This is a genomic window from Actinomadura fibrosa (genome assembly GCF_900659615.1).
Taxonomy (GTDB): Bacteria; Actinomycetota; Actinomycetes; order Streptosporangiales; family Streptosporangiaceae; genus Spirillospora; species Spirillospora fibrosa.
This window is the reverse complement of sequence record NZ_CAACUY010000147.1, coordinates 1-21,911: the sequence shown is the minus strand read 5'-3', so window position 1 is coordinate 21,911 and position 21,911 is coordinate 1. Positions and strand designations below refer to the sequence as shown.

At 73.1% G+C, this 21,911-nt stretch carries 6 protein-coding genes and 1 pseudogene; 4 read left to right on the top strand and 3 right to left on the bottom strand.

The genetic code is table 11. The annotated features are described in order from the left end of the window. Both E1300_RS33545 and thiO read left to right on the top strand, forming a co-directional pair. Positions 1 to 1,092: type I polyketide synthase (locus E1300_RS33545; protein ID WP_131761127.1), on the top strand; the 1,092-nt coding region annotated here is incomplete at its 5' end. Beyond that, on the top strand, positions 1,089 to 2,177 hold the full coding sequence (gene thiO, locus E1300_RS33540) for a glycine oxidase ThiO (protein ID WP_131761126.1): 1,089 nt from the start codon (positions 1,089 to 1,091) through the stop codon (positions 2,175 to 2,177). The genes E1300_RS33545 and thiO, both read left to right, overlap by 4 nt. A gap of 187 nt (positions 2,178 to 2,364) precedes the next feature. Here the strand turns inward: thiO and E1300_RS51825 are convergent, their stop codons facing one another. Continuing rightward, positions 2,365 to 13,566, bottom strand: a complete 11,202-nt coding sequence (locus tag E1300_RS51825; protein ID WP_207400095.1) for a type I polyketide synthase — start codon at positions 13,564 to 13,566, stop codon at positions 2,365 to 2,367. A gap of 469 nt (positions 13,567 to 14,035) precedes the next feature. Here E1300_RS51825 and E1300_RS33510 point away from each other — a divergent pair, with 469 nt between their 5' ends. Both E1300_RS33510 and E1300_RS33505 read left to right on the top strand, forming a co-directional pair. Beyond that, a complete protein-coding gene (locus E1300_RS33510; RefSeq protein ID WP_242619551.1) occupies positions 14,036 to 15,580 on the top strand; it encodes an acyl-CoA carboxylase subunit beta in 1,545 nt (514 codons plus the stop codon). 425 nt (positions 15,581 to 16,005) lie between these two features. Continuing rightward, the gene (locus E1300_RS33505; RefSeq protein WP_131761124.1) at positions 16,006 to 16,839 is read left to right on the top strand and encodes a thioesterase II family protein; all 834 of its coding nucleotides are present in this window, start codon (positions 16,006 to 16,008) and stop codon (positions 16,837 to 16,839) included. Between the two features lie 395 nt (positions 16,840 to 17,234). Here E1300_RS33505 and E1300_RS33500 read toward each other — a convergent pair whose 3' ends face one another. After that, entirely contained in the window at positions 17,235 to 20,135 is a 2,901-nt protein-coding gene (locus E1300_RS33500) for a helix-turn-helix transcriptional regulator (RefSeq protein ID WP_242619550.1), read from the bottom strand. Positions 20,136 to 21,822: 1,687 nt separating this feature from the next. Continuing rightward, positions 21,823 to 21,911 (bottom strand): annotated as a pseudogene (locus tag E1300_RS33490) (IS5/IS1182 family transposase); the annotation flags it as partial.

Genomic DNA, 21,911 nt, shown 5'->3' with positions numbered 1-21,911 from the left:
CACGGGCTGGAACCGGAGCCCGCCCGGCGCCCCCCCCTCACCGGCACCGTCCTGATGACCGGCGGCACCGGCGCGCTCGGCCGGCTCCTCGCCCGCCACCTCGTCACCCGCCACGACGTCCGGCACCTGGTGCTGCTCAGCCGCCGCGGCCCGGACGCGCCCGGCGCCGCCGACCTCACCGCCGAGCTGACCGCGCACGGCGCCCGCGTCGAGGTGATCGCCTGCGACGCCGCCGACCGCGCCGCGCTCGAACGCGTCCTCGCCGCGATCCCCGCGCCGTCCGCCGTCGTCCACACCGCGGGCGTCGTGTCGGACGCGACCGTCGGCACCATGACCCCGCGGCGCCTCGACAAGGTCCTGCGGCCCAAGGTCGACGCGGCCCTCAACCTGCACGAGCTCGTCCGCGACCCCGACTGCGCGTTCGTGCTGTTCTCGTCCGTCGCCGGGCTGATCGGCAACGCCGGCCAGGCCAACTACGCCGCCGCCAACGTCGCCCTCGACGCGCTCGCCCACCGCCGCCGCGGCCTCGGCCTGCACGGCGTCTCCCTCGCCTGGGGACTGTGGGAGGACGAGGGCGGCATGGGCTCGACGCTGTCCACCGCCGACCTGAACCGCGTCCGCCGGACCGGCCTCGCCCCCCTCACCCACGACCAGGGCCTGGCGCTGTTCGACGCCGCGCTCGCCGCCGGGGACGCCGTCCTCGCGCCCGTCCGGCTGAACGAGGCCGCCCTCACCGGCGACGTCCCGCCCGTCCTCGCGGACCTCGCGCCCGCCCGGACCGGCGAGCGCACCGCGACCGACGCGCTGCGCCGCCGCCTCGCCGACCTGCCCGAGGCCGAACGCGACCAGGCCGCGCTGGAGTTCGTCCGCGCGGAGGCCGCCGCCGTCCTCGGCCACGACGGCCCCGCCGACGTCGACCCCGGCCGCGAGTTCGGCGCCGCGGGCCTCGACTCCCTCGGCAACCTCGAACTCAGCCGCCGCCTGTCGTCCGCGACCGGGCTGCGGCTCCCCGCGACCCTCACCTTCGACCATCCGACCCCCGCGGGCCTGGCCACCCACCTGCGGCGCCTCCTCGAGGACACCGAATCGTGAACATCGTCATCGCCGGCGGCGGCGTCATCGGCCTCGCCACCGCCTGGCGCGCGCAGCTCCGCGGCGCCGCCGTCACCGTCATCGACCCCGCACCGGCGAGCAAGGCCTCGCATGTCTCGGCGGGCATGCTCCCGCCCGGCAACGAGCAGCTCTACGGCCAGAAGGACCTCCTGCGCCTCTACATGGCCTCCCGGGAGCTGTACCCGTCCTTCGTCGCCGAGCTGGAGGAGTTCGCCCCCGCCGGCTACCGCCGCGACGGCGTCCTCGACGCGGCGTTCGACGAGGACGCCCTCTACACCCTCGACCACCAGCAGGCCTTCCAGGAGTCGCAGGGCGTCCGCGCCGAGCGGCTCGGCCCGGAGGAGTGCGCGAAGCTCCAGCCCGCCTTCGCGCCCGCGCTCGGCGGCCTGCTGTCGCCCGACGACGGCGCCGTCGACCCGCGCGTCCTCACCGCGGCGCTGCGCACCGCCATCGAGTCCCTGGGCGGCACCATCGTCCGGCGGCGCGTGACGCGGATCGACGGCCACGCCGCCGTCCTCGACGACGGCGACACCGTCCCGTTCGACCGCCTCGTCCTCGCGGCCGGCTGCTGGACCCACCGCATCGAGGGCCTGGCGGACGGCGCCGTCCCGGAGATCCGCCCCGTCAAGGGCCAGATCCTCCGCCTCCACTCCAACCCGCCTCTGCTCAACCTCACCGCCCGCGCCCTCTCCCGAGGCTCGTCCCTCTACCTGGTGCCGCGCCTGGACGGCGAGCTCGTCGTCGGCGCCACCTACGAGGAGCGCGGTTACGACGAGACCGTCACCGCCGAGGGCACCCGGGACCTCCTCACCCGCGTCGCCGAGGTCGTCCCCGGCGCCGGGGACCTCCGGTTCGCGGAGATGAACGCGAGCCTCCGCCCCGGCTCCCCGGACGACCTGCCCGTCATCGGCCCGACCACCGTCCCGGACGTCTACATGGCCGCCGGGCACTTCCGCATGGGCGTCCAGCTAACCCCCGTCACCGCCGAGGCCATGGCCGCCTACCTCGACGACACCGAGCCGCCCGCCCACGCGCTGCCCTTCACCCCGCTGCGCTTCACCTGACAGCCCGTCCCTCCCGTCGTCCCGGGGCCGCAGATGCGGCCCCGGGACGACGCATTTGCACGCCCATCCCCGGCAGGGGGTCGGGGTCGGGGGCGTCCTCATGGCCTCGGGCATGGGGAAGGGCCGGGGAAGACCTGGCGTGCGTGCAGGTCCTCCCCGGCCCTTCGAGGGTTCGGGACGGATGGGGTCAGGTGACCGGGACGGGCGTGCGGGTCAGGCTGCCGGTGGCGTTGCCCGTCCAGGAGTGGTCCTCCTCCGAGCGGGACCTGATGGTGAGGGCACGGTCTCCCGCGGCCTCCTCCGGGCCGACGATCACCTGGAGGAGGGCGGCCCCCTGCGGGCCGAACGCGACGGGCGCGTTCAGGACCAGCTCGGCCAGCTCGTCCAGGCCCACCGTCTGCGCGGCGTGGAGGGCCAGCTCGACGAGCGCCGTCGCCGGCAGCAGGACGGTCCCCATGACGGTGTGGTCGTTCAGCCACGGATGGGTGGTCAGCGCGACGCGGCCGGTGAACAGGTGGCTGCCGTCCGGCAGCTCGGTGGCGGTGGCCAGCATCGGATGCGCGGCCGCCTCCAGGCCCAGCCCGGACGGGGTGCCCGCGGTGTCCGGCGTGTCCAGCCAGTAGCGGCGGCGCTGGAACGCGTAGGTGGGCAGGTCCACCGTCCGCGCGTCCGGCAGGAGGGACGACCAGTCGACGTCCACGCCGTGCGCGTGGACCTCCGCGAGGCCCCTCACCAGCGTCGCGGGCCCGTGCCGGTCGCGGCGCTGCGTCGCGACGACCGCGGCCTCGGGGAGGATCCCCTGCGTGAGCGCCGTGAGGATCGCGTCCGGGCCGATCTCGACGAACGTCGTGACGCCGTCGGCGGCCAGGGCCTCGATGCCGTCGTGGAAGCGGACGGTGCCGCGGATGTGGTCGGTCCAGTAGTCGGCGTTGACCGTCCCGGGTTCGGCGGGCAGGCCGGTGAGGTTGGAGACGAGGGGGATCCGCGGGTCGCTGTAGGCGAGCTGGGCGGCCTGCTCGCGGAAGTCCTCAAGGATCGGGTCCATGAGCGGCGAGTGGAACGCATGGCTGACGCTCAGCCGCCGCGTCTTCACCCCCTGGTCGGCGAAGTGCCGCGCGACCTCCTCGGCCGCCTCCGCGTCACCCGAGACCACCATGGACGTCGGCCCGTTGGCCGCCGCGACCGACAATCCGGGATGCCGGTCGGCCAGTTCGCGCACCTCGTCCTCCGGCGCCTGAATCGCGATCATGGCGCCGCCGGTGGGCAGGTTCTGCATGAGGGCGGCGCGGGTGGCGATCAGGCGTGCGGCGTCGGGAAGGGTGAGGATCCCGGCGGTGTGGGCGGCGGCGATCTCGCCGATCGAGTGGCCGATCAGATGGGTCGGAGTGACGCCGAACTGAGTCGTGAGCAGGCGGGTGAGGGCGGTCTGAAGCGCGAACAGGCTGGTCTGGGTGTAGAGAGTCTGGTTGATCTGGTCGTTGTCGGAGTCGAACACGACCTGCTTGAGAGGCTGCGGCAGGTGCGGGTCGATGTGCCGGCAGACCTCGTCGAAGGCTTCGGCGAAGGCGGGGAAGGCCTCGTAGAGCTCACGTCCCATGCCCGGACGCTGCGCGCCCTGACCCGTGTAGAGGAATGCGACCTTCCCGCCCAGCACCTCACCGCGGACGACGCTCTGCGACGCGCCGTCGCGAGCGAGCGCCTCCAGACCCCCGAGCAGGTCCTCGCGCGTGGTGCCGACGATGGCGGCGCGGTGGTCGAAGCCGGCGCGGGTCGTGGTGAGGGAGTGGGCGATGTCGGCCGGGTGGAGCTCGGGGTGTTCGGTGATGTGGTCGTGGAGGCGCTGGGCCTGGTCGCGGAGCGCGTCCTCGGTCTTGGCCGACAGCGTCCAGGGCAGCGGCCCGCCGTGGTCGGACGGCTGCTCGACGACGGGCGGCTGCTCGACAACGGGGGCCTGCTCGATGATGACGTGCGCGTTCGTGCCGGAGATCCCGAACGACGACACGCCCGCCCGGCGCGGACGGTCGGCCCGGGGCCACGGCGTCGGCTCGGTGAGCAGCTCGACCTTGCCGGAGCTCCAGTCGACGTGCGGCGACGGCTCGTCCAGGTGGATGCTCTCGGGCAGGTGGCCGTGGTGCATGGCCTGGACCATCTTGATGATCCCGGCGACACCGGCGGCGGCCTGGGTGTGGCCGATGTTCGACTTGATCGACCCCAGCCGCAGAGGCTCCGCGCGGTCCTGCCCGTAGGTGGCCAGCAGAGCTTGGGCCTCGATGGGGTCGCCCAAGGTGGTCCCGGTGCCGTGGGCTTCGACGGCGTCCACGTCGGCGGTGGTCAGCGCCGCGTTGGCCAGGGCTTGGCGGATGACGCGTTCCTGGGACGGGCCGTTGGGCGCGGTGAGGCCGTTGGAGGCGCCGTCCTGGTTGATCGCGCTGCCGCGCACGACGGCCAGGACGCGGTGACCGTGGCGGCGGGCGTCCGACAGCCGTTCCAGCAGCAGCAGACCGGCACCCTCGCTCCAGCCGGTGCCGTCGGCGGCGGCCGAGAACGACTTGCAGCGGCCGTCCGGGGACAGGCCCCGCTGGCGGCTGAACTCGACGAACGTGGACGGCGTCGCCATCACCGTCGCGCCGCCCGCGAGGGCCAGCTCGCATTCGCCGCCGCGCAGCGCCTGGGCCGCGAGGTGCAGCGCGACCAGCGACGACGAGCAGGCGGTGTCGATCGTCACCGCCGGGCCCTCCAGCCCGAAGGTGTAGGCGACGCGCCCCGACGCGATGCTCGGCATGCTGCCGTTGCCGACGTAGCCCTCGAACTCGCCGGGCACGGACCGCAGCCGCGCGCCGTAGTCGTCGTACATGATCCCGGTGAAGACGCCGGTGCGGCTGCCGCGCAGCGTCCCCGGGTCGATGCCGGCGCGCTCGAACGCCTCCCACGCGACCTCCAGCAGCAGCCGCTGCTGCGGGTCGATGGTGAGCGCCTCGCGGGGGGAGATGCCGAAGAAGACCGGGTCGAAGTCCGCGGCGTCGTGCAGGAAGCCGCCCTCGCGCGCGTACGAGGTGCCGGTCCGCTCGGGGTCGGGGTCGTACAGGTCCTCGACGTTCCAGCCGCGGTCGGCGGGGAACCCGGAGATCGCGTCGGCACCGTCGGCGACGAGCCGCCACAGGTCCTCGGGCGACCGCGCGCCGCCCGGATACCGGCACGCCATCCCGACGATGACGACCGGGTCGCTGGAGGCGGCGGAGGCCGCGGCGACCGGCGCGGCCGCCTCCCGGCGCGTCCCGCTCAGCTCCGCCGCGATCAGCGCGGCCAGCGCCGCCGGGCTCGGATGGTCGAAGATCAGCGTGGTCGGCAGCCGCAGCCCGGTCAGCGCGCCGAGGTGGTTGCGCAGCTCGACGGCCGTGAGGGAGTCGAACCCGAGGTCCCGGAACGAGCGGTCGATGTCCAGGCCGTCGGCGGAGGCGTGCCCGAGGACGGTCGCGACGGCCGACCGGACGAGCCCGAGGGCGTCCTCCGCCCCGGTCGCCCCGGTCGTCGCGGACGCGGCGGCGCGGCGGGCCGGGACGCGCACGAGGCCGCGGAACAGCGGCGGCATCGTCCCGGCGCGGGCCTCGGCGCGCAGCGCGGTCAGGTCCAGGCGCGTGGCGACGACGGCGGGACGGTCCCCGGCCAGCGCCGCGTCGAACAGCGCGACGCCCAGCTCGGCCGCGATCGGCACGATCCCGGCGCGGGCCCAGCGCGCCCGCTCGGCTCCGGTGAGGTCCGCGGCCATGCCGCCGGTCCCGTCCCAGAGGCCCCAGGCGATGGACGTGGCGGGCAGGCCCTCCGCGCGGCGCCGCACGGCCAGCGCGTCGAGCGCGACATTCGCGGCCGCGTAGTTCGCCTGCCCCGGGCCGCCCACGACGCCCGCGATCGACGAGTACAGCACGAACGCCTTCAGGCTGAGGCCGCGGGTGAGTTCGTGGAGGTTCCAGGCCGCGTCCGCCTTGGCGCGCATCACCGTGTCGAGCCGCGCGGGGGTGAGGGACCCGATGACACCGTCGTCCAGGACCCCGGCCGTGTGCACGACGGCGGTGAGGGGGTGCTCGGCGGGCACGGTGCCGAGGAGCCGCTCCAGCGCGCCGCGGTCGGCGACGTCGCAGGCGGCGATCCGCACGTCGGCGCCGTGGGCGATCAGCTCCGCGGCCAGCTCGGTCGCGCCGTCGGCGTCCGGTCCGCGCCGCCCGGCCAGCAGCAGCCGCCGGACGCCGTGCGCGCCGACCAGGTGGCGGGCGATCAGCGCGCCGAGCGTCCCGGTGCCGCCCGTGATCAGCACGGTGCCGTCCGGGTCGAGCGCGCCGGACTCCTCGGCGCCGGATTCAACGCGGGTCAGCCGCGGGGCGTGGACACGACCGTCGCGAAGCGCGATCTGCGGTTCACCGCCGCCCGTCACGGACATCAGGGTCCGGTACGAGGCCAGCGAACCGTCGACATCGGCGAGGACGATCCGGCCCGGGTGCTCGGACTGCGCTGAACGCAGCAGCCCCCACACCGGAGCCTGCGCCTCGTCGAGGACGGCACCGTCCTCAACGCCGGTCGCGACCGCGTTCCGTGTGACGAAGACCAGGCGGGACGCGGCGAACCGCTCGTCAGCCAGCCACGACTGGACGAGGGCCAGCGCATCCCGGCACGGTTCGCCGTCCGGCGGCGGCGAGGCGAGGACGACGTCGGGCGCCGGAACACCGGAGTCGATCGCGGCGGCGAGCACGCCCAGGTCGGCGAACCGCTCAGCGGCGGTCTCGACACCGAGGTCGCCCAGGACGGCCGGGCGCACGGTCGCGCCGCCGTCGATCTCGACCTCGGGCCACTCGACGGTGAACAGCGCGTCGGAGGCGGACGGCGCCTGCGGCCGCTCGTCCGCCGCGGGCAGCATGACGAGGTCGTCGACGGACACGACGGGCGTGCCCGCCGCGTCCACCGCCCGCAGCGAGACCGAGCCGGAGCCGGTCCGGCTCAGGCGGGCGCGCAGCACCGACGCACCCGTCGCCCCGATCCGCACGCCGCTCCACGAGAACGGAACCCGGACCGGCTCGCCGGAGGACTCGTCCAGCAGCACGGCGTGCAGGACGGAGTCCAGCAGAGCCGGGTGGACGCCGAAGGAGCCGCCCTCCGCCTCCACCCGCACCTCGGCGAACAGGTCACCGCCGCGCCGCCACAGGCCCCGCAGATTCTGGAACGCCGGACCGTACTCGTAGCCGCGGTCGGCGAGGTCCTCGTAGGCGTCCGCCAGATCGACCGCGGTGGCGCCGGCGGGCGGCCACGCCTCACCGATCCCCTCCGGCGCGCCCGCGGGCTCGCTGAGCGTTCCCGTCGCGTGATGCGTCCAGGAGCCGTCACCGCCGTCCGGACGCGAATGGACGGTGATCCCGCGGCGTCCCGCGTCGGCCGCGGTCACGGTGACCTGGAGCCGCACGCCCCCGCGGGACGGCAGCGGCAGCGGCGCGTGCAGCGTCAGCTCCGACAGCTCCAGGTCGCTGGCCGTGCGGGCGGCGTGCAGCGCCAGGTCGACGAACGCCGTCCCCGGCAGCAGCGCGGTGCCGAGGACGGTGTGGTCGCCGAGCCAGCCGTGCGCGGACGCGGTGATGCGGCCCGTGAGCAGGAACCCGCCGTCCGGCAGCCCGGTGGACGTGGCCAGCAGCGGATGCCCGGCGGCGTCCAGCCCCATCCCGGACGGCGACCCGGACGGCCCCGCCGCGTCCAGCCAGAAGCGACGGGTCTGGAACGCGTACGTCGGCAGGTCGACCGTGCGCGCCCCGTCCAGCAGCGGCGTCCAGTCGGTCTGCTCGCTGTGCGCGAGGGCCGTGACCAGCGTGACCGGCTCGGAACGGTCGCGCCGCAGCACCGGCACGGCGGTCGCGCCGGGCAGCGCCTCGCGGGCGAGCGCCGACAGCACCCCGTCCGGGCCGATCTCGATGAATGCCGTGACGCCGTCGGAGGCCACCGCGCGAACGCCGTCGTGGAAGCGGACGGTGCCGCGGATGTGGTCGGTCCAGTAGTCGGCGTTGACGGTTCCGGGTTCGGCGGGCAGGCCGGTGAGGTTGGAGATCAGGGGAGTCCGCGGGTCGCTGTAGGTGAGCTGGGCGGCCTGCTCGCGGAAGTCTCCCAGGATCGGGTCCATGAGCGGCGAGTGGAACGCGTGGCTCACCGTCAGCCGCCGGACGCGCCGTCCCCGTCCCGCGAACTCGTCGGCGATCGCCGTGACCTCCGCCTCGTCACCGGAGACGACCACCGCGTCCGGCCCGTTGACGGCGGCGAGCGCGGCCCGCCCGGTCAACCGCGGAACGACCTCCTCCTCGGACGCCTCGATCGCGATCATGGCGCCGCCGGTGGGGAGGTTCTGCATCAGGGTGGCGCGGGTGGCGATCAAACGTGCGGCGTCGGGAAGGGTGAGGATGCCGCTGGCATGAGCGGCCGCGATCTCGCCGATGGAGTGGCCGATCAGATGGGTCGGGGTGACGCCGAACTGAGTCGTGAGCAGCCGAGTGAGGGCGGTCTGAAGCGCGAACAGGCTGGTCTGGGTGTAGAGAGTCTGGTTGATCTGGTCGTTCTCGGAGTCGAACACGACCTGCTTGAGAGGCTGCGGCAGGTGCGGGTCGATGTGCTGGCAGACCTCGTCGAAGGCTTCGGCGAACGCGGGGAAGGCCTGGTAAAGCTCGCGCCCCATGCCCGGACGCTGCGCGCCCTGCCCCGTGTAGAGGAACGCCACCCGGTCCGCCCCGCGGATGAACGAGCCCCGGGCCGCGGCTTCCAGACCGGCCAGCAACTCGTCGCGCGTGGTGCCGACGATGGTCGCGCGGTGATCGAGGGTGGCGCGGGTGGCGGCGAGGGAATGGGCGATGTCGGCGGGGCGAAGTTCGGGGTGCTCAACGATGTGATCACGGAGGCGCCGGGCCTGCTCCCGGAGCGCGTCCTCGGTCTTGCCCGACAGCGTCCAGGGCAGCGGCCCGTCGTAGTCGGACGGCTGCTCGACAACGGGCGACTGCTCGACAACGGGAGCCTGCTCGATGATGACGTGCGCGTTCGTCCCGGAGATCCCGAACGACGACACGCCCGCCCGGCGCGGACGACCGGCCTCCGGCCACGTGCCGGGCTCCGTCAGAAGCTCGACCTTGCCTGAGCTCCAGTCGACACGCGGCGACGGCTCGTCCAGATGGATGGTCTCCGGCAGGTGCCCGTGGTGCATGGCCTGGACCATCTTGATGATCCCGGCGACACCGGCGGCGGCCTGGGTGTGCCCGATGTTCGACTTGATCGACCCCAGCCGCAGAGGCTCCGCGCGGTCCTGCCCGTAAGTGGCCAGCAGAGCCTGGGCCTCGATGGGATCGCCCAAGGTGGTCCCGGTGCCATGCGCCTCTACCGCGTCGACGTCGGCAGGGGCCAGCCGGGCATTGGCGAGAGCCTGCCGGATGACGCGCTCCTGCGAGGGGCCGTTGGGCGCGGTGAGGCCGTTGGAGGCGCCGTCCTGGTTGATCGCGCTGCCGCGCACGACGGCCAGGACCCGGTGGCCCTGGCGCCGCGCGTCCGACATGCGCTCCAGCAGCAGCAGGCCGGCGCCCTCGCTCCAGCCGGTGCCGTCGGCGGCGGCCGAGAACGACTTGCAGCGGCCGTCCGGGGACAGGCCCCGCTGCTGGGCGAACTCCACGAACATGCCGGGGCTCGCCATGACCGTGACGCCGCCCGCCAGCGCGAGCGCGCAGTCACCGGCGCGGAGCGCCTGCACCGCCTGGTGCAGCGCGACCAGTGACGACGAGCAGGCCGTGTCGACCGTGACCGCCGGGCCCTCCAGCCCGAAGGCGTAGGCCAGCCGCCCCGAGGCGACGCTGATGGTGCTGCCGGTCAGCAGGTAGCCGCCGAGCCCGTCGCCGCCCTCGTGCAGCCGGGGCCCGTACTCCTGGGCCATCGCCCCCACGAACACGCCGGTGCGGCTGCCGCGCAGCGCCGCCGGGTCGATCCCGGCGCGCTCGAACGCCTCCCAGGCGATCTGCATGAGGACGCGCTGCTGCGGGTCCATCGTCGCGGCCTCGCGCGGGTTGATGCCGAAGAACTCCGCGTCGAACTCGGCGGCGTCGGGCAGGAACCCGCCGTGCCGCGTGTAGGTCCGGCCGGGGACGCCCGGCTCGGGGTCGTACAGGCCGTCCAGGTCCCAGCCGCGGTCGGCGGGGAACCCGGAGATCGCGTCGGTGCCGCCGGCGACGAGCCGCCACAGATCCTCGGGCGAATGCGCGCCGCCCGGATACCGGCACGCCATCCCGACGATGACGATCGGGTCGTCGTCGTCCGCGAAGGCGACCGTCGCGGCCGGGATGGGAACGGCGGTTTTGTCGGGAACGGCCAGCTCGCAGAGCCGCCGGGCCAGCCGGGACGGGCTGGGGTGGTCGTAGACGAGGGTGTCCGGCAGCTCCAGGCCGGTCGCCGCGCTGAGCCTCTCCCGGAGCTGGACGGCCATCGCCGAGTCCATGCCGAGCTCCCGGAACGCCTGGTCGGCGTCCACCGTGTCGGCGCTCAGGTGGCCGAGGACGATCGCCGTCCGCGACCTGACCAGCTCCAGGGCCTCGCGTTCCCGCTCGTCCTCGGGCAGCGCCGCGAGCCGCTCCGCCCAGCTCAGATCGTCGGACGCGGGGGCCTCGGCGCTCTCCTCCGCGACGGCGGCGACCTGCACGGCGGGCTCGAACCCGGCGGACACCTCCGGCCAGTAGCTCTGGCGCTGGAACGCGTAGGTGGGCAGCGGGACGCGGCGCGGCGCCCGTCCGGTGAAGACGGCGGGCCACTCGACCGGCACTCCTCCCACGTGCAGCCCGGCCAGCGACGCCAGCAGCGGCGGCCACGGCGGCTCGTTGCGCCGCAGCGAACCGACGATCAGCGCGTCCGGCAGCGTCTGCCCGAGGCCGAGCGTGAGGACGGGATGCGGGCTCGACTCCACGAACGCGCCGAACCCGTCCTCGGCCATCGCCCGGATCGTCGGCTCGAACAGCACCGGGTTGCGCAGGTTGGCGTACCAGTACGCCGCGTCCAGCCCGGCGGTGTCGACGATGCCGCCCGTCACCGTCGAGTAGAACGCGATGTCGCACGACCGCGGCGCCACCCCGGCGAGCTGCTCCAGCAGCTGCTCCCGGACGGCCTCGACCATCGGCGAGTGGGACGCGAAGTCCACGGCGGGAACGGCCTTCGCGCGGACGCCGTCGGCCTCGCAGCGGGCGATGAACCCGGCGACGGCGTCCGGGGTCCCGGCGACGACCGCGGTGCCGGGCCCGTTGACCGCGGCGACGCTCAGCTCGTCCCCGAACGGCGCGACGTACTCGGCGACACGGTCCGCGGCGAGCGGCACGGACGCCATGGCCCCGGTGCCCGCCAGCGCCATGATGGTGCGGCTGCGCAGCGCCACCACCTTGGCGGCGTCCTCCAGGCTGAGCGCGCCCGCGACGTGCGCGGCGGCGATCTCGCCCTGCGAGTGGCCGACCACGGCGTCCGGCCGCACGCCGAGCGACTCCCAGACCCTCGCGAGCGACACCATGACCGCGAACAGCGCCGGCTGGACGACGTCCGCGCGCGCCAGCGGCGGCGCGCCCGGCTCCCCGCGCAGCAGCGCCGCGAGCGACCAGTCGAGATAGGGGGCGAGCGCGGCGTCGCACGCCTCGATCGACGCGCGGAACACCTCGGACGTGCGCAGCAGCTCGCGGGCCATGCCGTCCCACTGGGAACCCTGCCCCGGGAACACCAGCGCGACCCTGCCGTGGTCGCCGGTGACGCCCGTGACCAGCCCGGGCACCTCCGCCCCGGCCGCCAGCGCCGCCAGTTGCGCGTCGTGGTCGGGGCCGAGGACGACGGCGCGGTGCTCGAAGTGCGTGCGCGATACGGCGAGCGACCAGCCGACGTCGAACGGGTCGCCGTCCCGGTCCGGCCGTTCGGCCAGCCGCCCGGCCTGCGCGCGCAGCGCCGCACCACTACGCCCCGAAACCACCCAAGGCACAACGGGAACACCGGGCCCGGCCGCCTCCACGCCGGAGTCGCGTCCGTTAGCTTTCACACCACCGTCGGTTCCGGCTGCCTCACTCTGGGGTGCTTCGGCGAGGACGAGGTGGCAGTTCGTCCCGCCGACGCCGAAGGAGCTCACTCCGGCGAGCAGGGGCGCGTCAGCGGCGTCCGGCCAGGGGCTGTGCGCCGTGTGGACGCGCAGGTTCAGCGCCTCGACGTCGATGCGCGGGTTCGGGGTCGCGTAGTTGAGGCTGGGCGGCAGCTCCCGGTGCCGGATGCTCAGCGCCGTCTTGATCAGACCGACGATGCCCGCCGCGCCCTCCAGATGCCCGACGTTCGTCTTGGCGGAGCCGACCAGGACCGGCGACCCCGCGGGACGCGCGCCGCCGTACACCGCGCCGACCCCCGCCGCCTCCAGCGGGTCACCGGTCGCGGTGCCGGTGCCGTGCAGCTCGACGTAGCCGACCGCCGCCGGGTCCACGCCCGCGCTGGCGCACGCCCCCCGCAGCACGGCCGCCTGCGCCTCGGCGCTCGGCACGGTCAGCCCGTCGGTGGCGCCGTCGTTGTTGACCGCGCTGCCGAGGACGACCCCGTACACGGTGTCGCCGTCCGCCACGGCCCGCGCCAGCGGCTTCAGCACCACCACGCCGCCGCCCTCGCCGCGGACGTAGCCGTTGGCCCGCGCGTCGAAGGTGAAGCAGCGCCCGTCCGGCGACAGCCCGCCGAACCGCCCGGCGATCTCGGCGCTCTCCGGCGCGAAGTTGAGCGCCACCCCGCCGGCGAGCGCGAGCGTGCTCTCGCCCTTCCGCAGGCTCTGCACGGCCAGGTGCACCGCCACCAGCGACGACGACTGCGCCGAGTCGACCGCCATGCTGGGGCCGTGGAGCCCCAGCGCGTACGAGACGCGGTTGGCGATGACGCCGCGGTTCAGCCCCGGCAGCGAGTGGTGCGTGACGGCGCCGCCGCGCCGGGCCAGCGCCGCGTAGTCGCCCGCGATCGCGCCGACGAACACCCCCGTCGCCGACTCCCGCAGCGCGCCCGGGACGATGCCCGCGTCCTCCAGCGCCTCCCAGCTCAGCTCCGCGAACAGCCGCTGCTGCGGGTCGATCGCGACGGCCTCGCGCGGGGACACCCCGAAGAACGCGGCGTCGAACCCGTCCACCCGGGGGAGGAAACCGCCGTGGCGCAGGCCGGCGCGGTGGGCCTCGGGCGCGCCGGGCAGGACCGCGTCCGGGTCCCAGCGGTCCGGCGGCACCTCGGAGATCGCACTGCGTCCCGCCCGCAACAGCTCCCAGAACGCGCCGGTGTCGGGCGCCTGGGGGAGGCGGCACGACATGCCGATGATCGCTATTGCGTCGGTACGGTGCACAAGCTCACTCGTCATGGCGGCGAGCGCCTCCCTCGTCCTGCCCGGTGGGGTCGCCGGAGCGGCCGGCGCCGCGTGGACGGCCGGCCTCCGTCCTGAACGCCGATCGTCGAACGCGCCGCGCGGGCGTCGCTACCCGTAGCGCCCCCTATAGGGACGGTCCCGGAACCCTGCCGGAAAGACGGTCATACGAAACCGGGCGGCTTCCCGCACGTCGTTCCGGAACTCCACCCGCACGCACGCGACGCGTATCCCGTGCGGCTTCAGGGGTTCCGCTCGTCGCCCCCTAGCCTCCCCTAATCCGCTGCTCAGGGATTGAATCCGCCGATGCCCGAGGACGACCGTGGGAACCGACGGAAACCACGGTGAGGAGAATTGCATGACCATAGTCGCCGACGCGGATTCGACGGGGACGAATGGCGCCGAACCGGCCGTCGATTCCGCCGATTCCGCGATGAAATCCGCCCTGGAAGAGGTGACGGCCGATATGCGCTCCGCCGTCGCCGAGCTGAGCGAGCTCCGGGCCGCCGCCGAGCGCGGTCCCTCCCCGGAGGCGACGCGCCGCCAGCACGGGCGGGGGAAGCTGACCGTCCGCGAGCGCCTGGAGCTGCTGTTCGACCCGGGCACCTTCCAGGAGATCGAGCGGCTCCGCCGGCACCGGGCCCGCGGCTTCGGCCTGGAGGACCGGCGCGTCCCCACCGACGGCGTCGTGACCGGCTGGGGCGAGGTCGGCGGACGGACCGTGTTCGCGTTCGCGCACGACTTCCGCGTCTTCGGCGGCTCCCTCGGCGAGGCCCACGCCGAGAAGATCCACAAGGTCATGGACCTGGCCGAGGCGGCGGGCGCGCCGCTCGTCGCGCTGAACGACGGCGCCGGCGCCCGCATCCAGGAGGGCGTGACCGCGCTCGCCGGCTACGGCGGCATCTTCCGCCGCAGCGTCCGCGCGTCCGGCGTGATCCCGCAGATCAGCGTGATCCTCGGGCCCTGCGCCGGCGGCGCCACCTACGCCCCCGCTCTCACCGACTTCACGTTCATGGTCCGCGACACCGCCCAGATGTACATCACCGGCCCGGACGTCGTCGGCGCCGTCACCGGCGAGAAGATCACCCACGAGCAGCTCGGCGGCGCCGGGGTGCACGGGACGGTCTCCGGCGCCGCCGCGATCGTCTGCGACGACGAGGCCGAATGCCTGGAGGAGGTGCGCTACCTGCTGTCGATGCTGCCGTCGAACAACCGCGAGCAGCCGCCCGCCGCGCCCTCCGCCGACCCGGCCGAACGGCGCTGCGAGGCGCTGCTGGACCTCGTCCCGCCGAACCCGAAGCAGTCCTACGACATGCGGGCGGTCATCGCCGAGATCGTCGACGACGGCGACTACTTCGAGGTCCACGCCCTGTGGGCCACCAACATCGTCTGCGCCCTCGCCCGGCTCGACGGCCACGTCGTCGGCATCGTCGCGAACCAGCCCGCGTCGATGGCCGGCGTCCTCGACATCAGCGCCTCGGAGAAGGCGGCGCGCTTCGTGCAGTTCTGCGACGCCTTCGGCATCCCCCTGGTGACGCTCGTCGACGTCCCCGGCTTCCTGCCCGGCAAGGACCAGGAGCACGACGGCATCATCCGGCACGGCGCGAAACTCCTGTACGCCTACTGCAACGCCACCGTCCCCCGCGTCCAGGTCATCCTCCGCAAGGCCTACGGCGGCGCCTACATCGTGATGGACTCCCGCTCCATCGGAGCCGACCTCTCCTTCGCCTGGCCCACCAACGAGATCGCCGTGATGGGCGCGGAAGGCGCCGCGAACGTGGTGTTCCGGCGCGAGATCGCCGCCGCGCCCGACCCGGACGAGGCCCGCGCGCAGCGCATCAAGGAGTACCGGCAGGAGCTCATGCACCCCTACTACGCCGCCGAACGGGGCCTGGTCGACGACGTCATCGACCCCGCCGACACGCGCTCGGTGCTGGTCGGCGCGCTCGCCATGCTGCGGGCCAAGGACGCCCCCCTGCCGGTCCGCAAGCACGGGAACCTTCCGATGTGAGCGCGGCCGTGACGAGCTCCGACGGGACCCCGCGGGACGTGCCCGACGCACCGACCCGCGACGCCGTGACCGCGCCACTCCCGCCGACGCCGCGCATCCTGTGCGCGGCCCAAGGTGGGCGCCTCACGGCCGACCCGGTCCCGTCCGTACCACGCGCCTCGATCCCGGACCTCGGGCCGGGGCGTGACTCGAAGCCAGCCACCCCACTGCGCGACACCCGAGCACACACCTCGCGGAGTCGGACGACGCCCCACCCTGGGCCGACTCCTGCAACGCACGCATGCGGTGTGACGCACAGGGCCGCTCGCCACGGGCACCGGCTTCGAGACACGCCCTGACCCCCGGTCCTCCCGGTTCCGGGCCGCCGTGCCAACGCGCCCCGGCACGCGGCCCGGCCGGCCCGTCCACGCAAAGGATGCCGTGCCATGACCGCGAACGACCCCGCCGAGCCGTGGATCCGGCATTTCCGGCACAGCACCACCGGCGGCAAAGTCCTGATGGCCTGCCTGCCGCATCTGGACGCATGCTCAGGCGGCTTCCGCGCGTTCGCGGAGGCGCTCGCACCGTCGATCGACGTCGTCGCCGTCCGGGACCCGGGCGCCCGCAACCGCATCGGCAGCCTCACCCTCGACGCCGTCGCCGCCCGCGCGGACCGAGCGGCCGGAGAACTCCGCGGCGAAGCCGGCGAGCACCGCGGCCCCGTCGTCCTCTTCGGCCACGGCGCGGGCGCCGTGCTGGCCTTCGAGGTGGCGAGGCGCCTGGAGCGCAGGCGCGCGGAGGGCCCGGCGGCACTGTTCGTCGCGGGCTGCCGCGCACCGTCCCGCTACCACGGCGCGGACTCCGCCCGCAGAGTCCTGGCCCCCGTCGTCCCTCTCCGCGGCGACCACGCATGGCCGTCCGGCCGCGACGGCGACGAACCCCCGAAACCGTCCGAGAACGTGCGCACGGTGGAGACCTACTTCCGCGCCGAGGACGTCACGGTCGGAGCCGACATCGTCGCACTCGGAGCGGAGAACGACACGAGAGCGGAACCCGCCGACGTCCGCGCCTGGAGCCTGCACACCGACAGCGCCTTCGAGAGCAGGATCTTCCCCGGCGGACCCCGCTTCCTGAACGACCACTTCACCGAAGTGATCAACCTGGTGACCGACTTCCTGCTGCCGTTGCTCGGCGGAGACATCATCGACTTCCACCGTCAGCCGTCCGGCCGCGAAACCCGTCCACCCCTACGAGAAGCCGGCGACCTAGACGGCGCCTAACAACCCGAGCAAACGATCCGGTCTGAGAAGCGGCACGGCACCCCAAACAAGAAGCAAAACCGAAGGCGACGTCAGACGCCAATGCTGAACAGCAGCGTCAGACGCCAGCGCTGAACGGCGGCGCTGAACGGCATTGCTGGGCGGCAGTGTCAGACGGCGGCGCTGAACGGCGGCGCTGGGTGGCAGTGTCAGACGGCAGCGCTGGGCGGCGGCGCTGAACGGCAATGCTGGGCGGCAGTGTCGGACGGCAATGCAGGATGGCGACGTCAGACGGCAGCGCCGGACGCCACGTCAAACGGCAGGGTTGGACGGCGGCGCCGGACGGGTTCGTCAGACAAGTCCGTCAGACGAGTCCGTCAGACGGGGGGCACAGACCAGTCCGTCAGACAAGTCCGTCAGACGGCTTCGGAGGTGTCGGCGTGGGCCTCTTCGAGGAGCTGTTCGCGGTTCCGGATGTCCATCTTGCGGTACACGCGGGTCAGGTGCTGCTCGACCGTGCTGACGGTGATGAACAGCTTGTCGGCGATCTCGCGGTTGGTGTACCCCTGGGCGGCGAGCACGGCGACGCGCCGCTCGGAGTTGCTGAGCTTGGCGAACGTGTCCTGGTCGGCGGGTGCGGCGGCGCTGCGGGAGGCGGCGTGCCGTCCGGCGGTGACGCTGCGGGGCGAGGACGACGACAGCAGCGCCTGGCACATCGCCTCGGCCTGGCAGCTCTTGGCGATCCGCCACGCCCGCCGGGCGGTCGTGCGAGCCTTCGCCTTCTCCCCGAGCCGCTGGTAGGCACGGCTCAGGTCGGCGAGGACGGCGGCGGTCTCGTACCGCGCGCCGCTCACCTCCAAGAGCCGCAGCGCCTCCTGGAGGATCGCGGGCTGCTTCGCGGTCGTCCGCACCGCGGCGAGGCCGTGCAGGACCATGCCGCGCGACCGGGCGAGCTCGTTCCCCGGCGCGGGAAGCTGCTCCTCGACGAGCCGCGTCGCCTGCTCAATGTCGCCGAGCCGCAGCCAAGCGTCGACCGCGCCGAGCCGCCAGGGGACGAGCGCCGGAGTGTCGATGTTCCAGCGCCGCATCAGCGTGCCGCACTCCAGGAAGTCGCACAGGGCCATGTTCGGGTTGCCGGTCGCGAGGTGATGGCGTCCCCGCGCGTACAGGTAGTGGAGTCCGGCGCGGGTGAGGAATACGGCGGGCGGCGCTTCGCCCGTCAGGTGCGCGGCCGCCGCCCGATGATCGCCCATCAAGGTGTAGGCCTCCACAAGGATGGCCCTGGTGAGCGCGCTCCCGACGTTCCAGCGCGGCCCGTCCAGCACCGCGTGGGCCGCCTCCGCCAGCCGGACGGCGTCGCCGAGCCGTCCGCGCCGCAGCGAGACGAGGGCGCCGACGCTCTGCATCAGGGCCTTCCACGCGGGGGAGTCGCATCCTTCCACCTCGTCCATGAGGCGGTCGTACCATTCGGCGGCGGCCTCCAGCCGGTCGGTGTAGCAGAGGGTCAGCAGCGCCGCCGGGAAGCTCCGCAGCATCTCCGCGGGCCGCGCCCGGCTGCTCCGCAGGACCTGTTCCGCCTGGGCGATCGCGTACTTGTCGGCGCCCCGTTCGAGGACGAGGGAGAGTGCGTGCCTCGCGCGCAGGTCCGATGTGGACGTGGCCGGCGCGGCGGCGTCCGGTAGGGAGTGGCCAGGCCGGTCGGGCAAGCCCGGATAGGACGCGGCCATGAGCACCCGGAGGCCCAGCAGTTCGGCCGCCGTCCCCGTGTCGTCGTCCTCGCCGAGGCGGTCGATGACATCGGAGGCGCCGTCGAAGTCGAGGTGGAACAGCATGCCGGCGGCGACCTGCGCCGCGTCGGTGCCGGTGAGCGTCCCGGCGCGGACCGCGTCCTTCAGCGACTGGAAGTGCCGCGCCGAGTCCGCCGGTCCGCGCTGCCACCGGACGCTGGCGTACTGGACCTTCACCGAACTGCGCTGCGCCTCGTCCGAGCAGCATTCCGCCGCGAGTTCCAGGAGCCGGGCGCCCGCGGTCACGTCGCCGTCGGCGATGGCCTGCCGGGCGGCGTCCCGCAGCACCGGAGGCACCCAATCCTCCCGCAGCGGACCGGCGGCGAGCAGGTGCGGCGCGACCGCCTGGGGCTGCGCGCCGACGTCATGGAGCAGCCGGGCGGCGTGCCGGCGCAGCGTGACGGCCTCGTCGTGCGGCATCTCGGCCAGCACCGCCCGCCGGACGCTCGCGCGCCGGAACCTCGGCCCGTCCAGGACGCCGATGGAGGTGAGCACCCGCAGAAGCCGCTCGACCAACTCCGTGTCGATCTCACTCAACCGGCTGAGCAGGAACGGACCGGCCGACCCGTCGAGCATCGCGACGCACCGCGCGAGACGGAGCGCCCGGGGACCGAGCTGGTGCAGGCACGCCAGAACCGCCTGATGGAAGACATGCCCCGTCGTCAGTTCGTGCCCGGCCCTCGCAGCGGCGCGTCCAGGATCCGCCGCCTCATGGTTTGCGGCCTCTCCGGAGTCCACCACGAGTTCGAGCATGCCGTCGCTGTGTGCGGCGGCCTCGTCCCACGTGCTCCCCTCGTGCAATGCGGGACGGAACCGGTGCTCCTCAATGATCGCTTGCACCAGCAGCGGGTTTCCCGCGCTGAGGCCGTAAATCTCCGCGACAAAGCGCTCGGACACCGGGCCGGACGTGTGACTCTCCGCCAACTCTCTCACCCCGTCGAACGAGAGCGGCCCCAGATGGAAGCGCTGGACGGAGGGCTGGTACAGGAGATCGTGAAGGACGCGAGGCGTCGGTTCATCGACGGCGACGCCGTGCGTGAACACCAGCATCAGCGGCAACCGGGGCAGGCGCTGCGCCAGGTAGCGCAGGCACGACAGGGTGGCGGTGTCGACGTGCTGGATGTCGTCCACCGCGATCAAGACGGGACGATCGGCCGCGAGCCGTCCGACCACCCGGTGCGCCCGGCGTGCCACGGCCAGCGGCATGCCCTGGGTCGAGACGGAGCCCGGTTCCGACGTCCGCCCGGACGACGCCGTGGCAGGGAGGCAGTCCGCCCCGTGCATGAGGTCGGCGGGCTCGATGGACTGGAAGAGCTGGGCGAGCGCCCCGTAGGCGACATCGCGCTCGTGCCGCGAGCCCGTCGCCGCGAGCACGGTGCCGCCGGCCGCCGCTGCCCGTTCGACCACGGCGTTGAGAAGCGTGGTCTTGCCCATCGCGGTCGGACCGCTGATCGCGGCGATGGCGCCCCGGCCCCCGGCTGACCGATCAAGTAGGTCGTCTAGTTGCTCGAGTATCTTCGCGCGCTCCACAAGCACTGCTGAGCTCCCCCTCGACGGCACCACGGAGCCGTCCCCCGAATGACCGGCTATGGCCGAAAGTGGTCACGCATCTCGCCGAAATTAGAAACACTTGACCATTTCTTTCGCCCATCTTGCGGCAGATTATTCGGCGTGATGAAGCCGAGGCACCCCCTAGGTACCCCTACCCTGGGCCTGGAATCGGGGGATTGTGCAGACGCGAAGCGGAGTGAGCGTAACACATTAGTTGCTCAGTGTAACTGCATCCTCATGTCCATCAACGACGCACCGCTATTGCTGGTTATCCGGCCTCAGGCGAACGTTGCTACTGGCAAGTTAAGAAACCGTGAATGATCGTTCCAAGATCACTAGAGCTCCTGTGACCTGCGCCACACGAAATGCGAACCGGCCACTGTCGAGCGAAATGCGAATCGAATTCACATTCATCTTCTCCGCAACGCGGCGGGCCGGATCGGCGCTGGCGACACCCCATCGCAGACCTGCGGTGCGGCCCGTAGCGAGCCACCCGCAGCTGAAGGTGGACGGCCGGGCGGGAAGCGCAAGGTCGACGTACCTGCTGGTCGGCCGTAGACCGGAAAGCGACGACTGGACCGCCCGGTCGCACCTGGAGCCGACTCGGCCGACCCGAGTGGCTGCGCCACATGACCGCGAGACCGTCCCATCGCACTCGCCGGGGAGGGGCGCGACCGAAACGAACCCTCCCACGGGGCACCACGACGCCGCGCGCCGCGCAGAAGCTCATTAAACAACGACACGGAAGGCATGCAGAGATCGCAAGCAAGCCGAAGATCTCATGTCTCCGAAGCCGCACTAGCTGAAGACCACCTGCACATCGAAGACCGCAACCGAGCCGTCTATTCGAAGAATCGACGTAAGGTTGATGATTCAATCACCGACCATCACACAAGTGTCGAATCGCGCCTTGCCCGGATGGTGGATAACTGTGATCAGTAGACGTACAGCCGCACGAGACCGACGCCGATGATCACTAGACGACACGAGCTTCCTGGCCAGAACGAGCCCGTCCGCAGTCCACTCGTCGAGCTGGTCGCCGAGGCGGCCGGAGGTGTTCAGGCACTCGACCGCCTCTCGAACCACCGCAACATCGACCGCGCGGACGCCTCGACGGCCTGGACTCACCCTGAATCACTCCAGCAGGCACCGACGTAGACCACGCCCCCAGCAACCGATCCCAACGTGATCACACCGATGGATGCCTCGCAAAAGCGGCGCGAGAAGCCATACCCGGCGTGGAGGCAGGTATGGCACCTGAGCACAAAGACACCCAAGAGCAGAAAACGGAGAAGCGGGACGATCTGGACGCCAGGGAAGCGCGCGGCACTAGAGGCACCCGAAGGCGGAGACGCCCACAAAGGCGAAGACGCGAAAAGCGGCAGCACCCAAACGCGAAGGCGCCCGGCAAGGCGGGGAGCGCGGGAAAGCGGAGGCGAGAACACGAAGCCCCTTCGCAAGTCGTGGAGGGCCTTGGACGTGAAGCGTCGCGTGGCGGAAGTCCCTCGGGCTCGGAGGCACTGCGTAGTAACCAAAGGTCCCGCCCCCGAGGCCCTGCGCAAGCTTGCGACGGGTTGAGCGCAGAGATGCTGCGGCTCGCGGGCGCGAAGGGTGCTGCGGGTTGCGGGCGCAGAGGTGCTGCGGAGGAAGCCCCTTAGACGACATCTCATTTGGTGAGTCGGCGGTGACAGATCAGGGCGGCGGCGATGCCGACGAAGGCCAGGAAGTGCTCGGGTTTGCGTTCGTAGCGGCGGT

Coding starts and splice junctions, on each gene's coding strand:
- E1300_RS51825 (WP_207400095.1), bottom strand. CDS start 13,566: ATGACGAGTGAGCTTGTGCACCGTACCGACGCAATAGCGATCATCGGC.
- E1300_RS33505 (WP_131761124.1), top strand. CDS start 16,006: ATGACCGCGAACGACCCCGCCGAGCCGTGGATCCGGCATTTCCGGCAC.
- E1300_RS33510 (WP_242619551.1), top strand. CDS start 14,036: ATGCGCTCCGCCGTCGCCGAGCTGAGCGAGCTCCGGGCCGCCGCCGAG.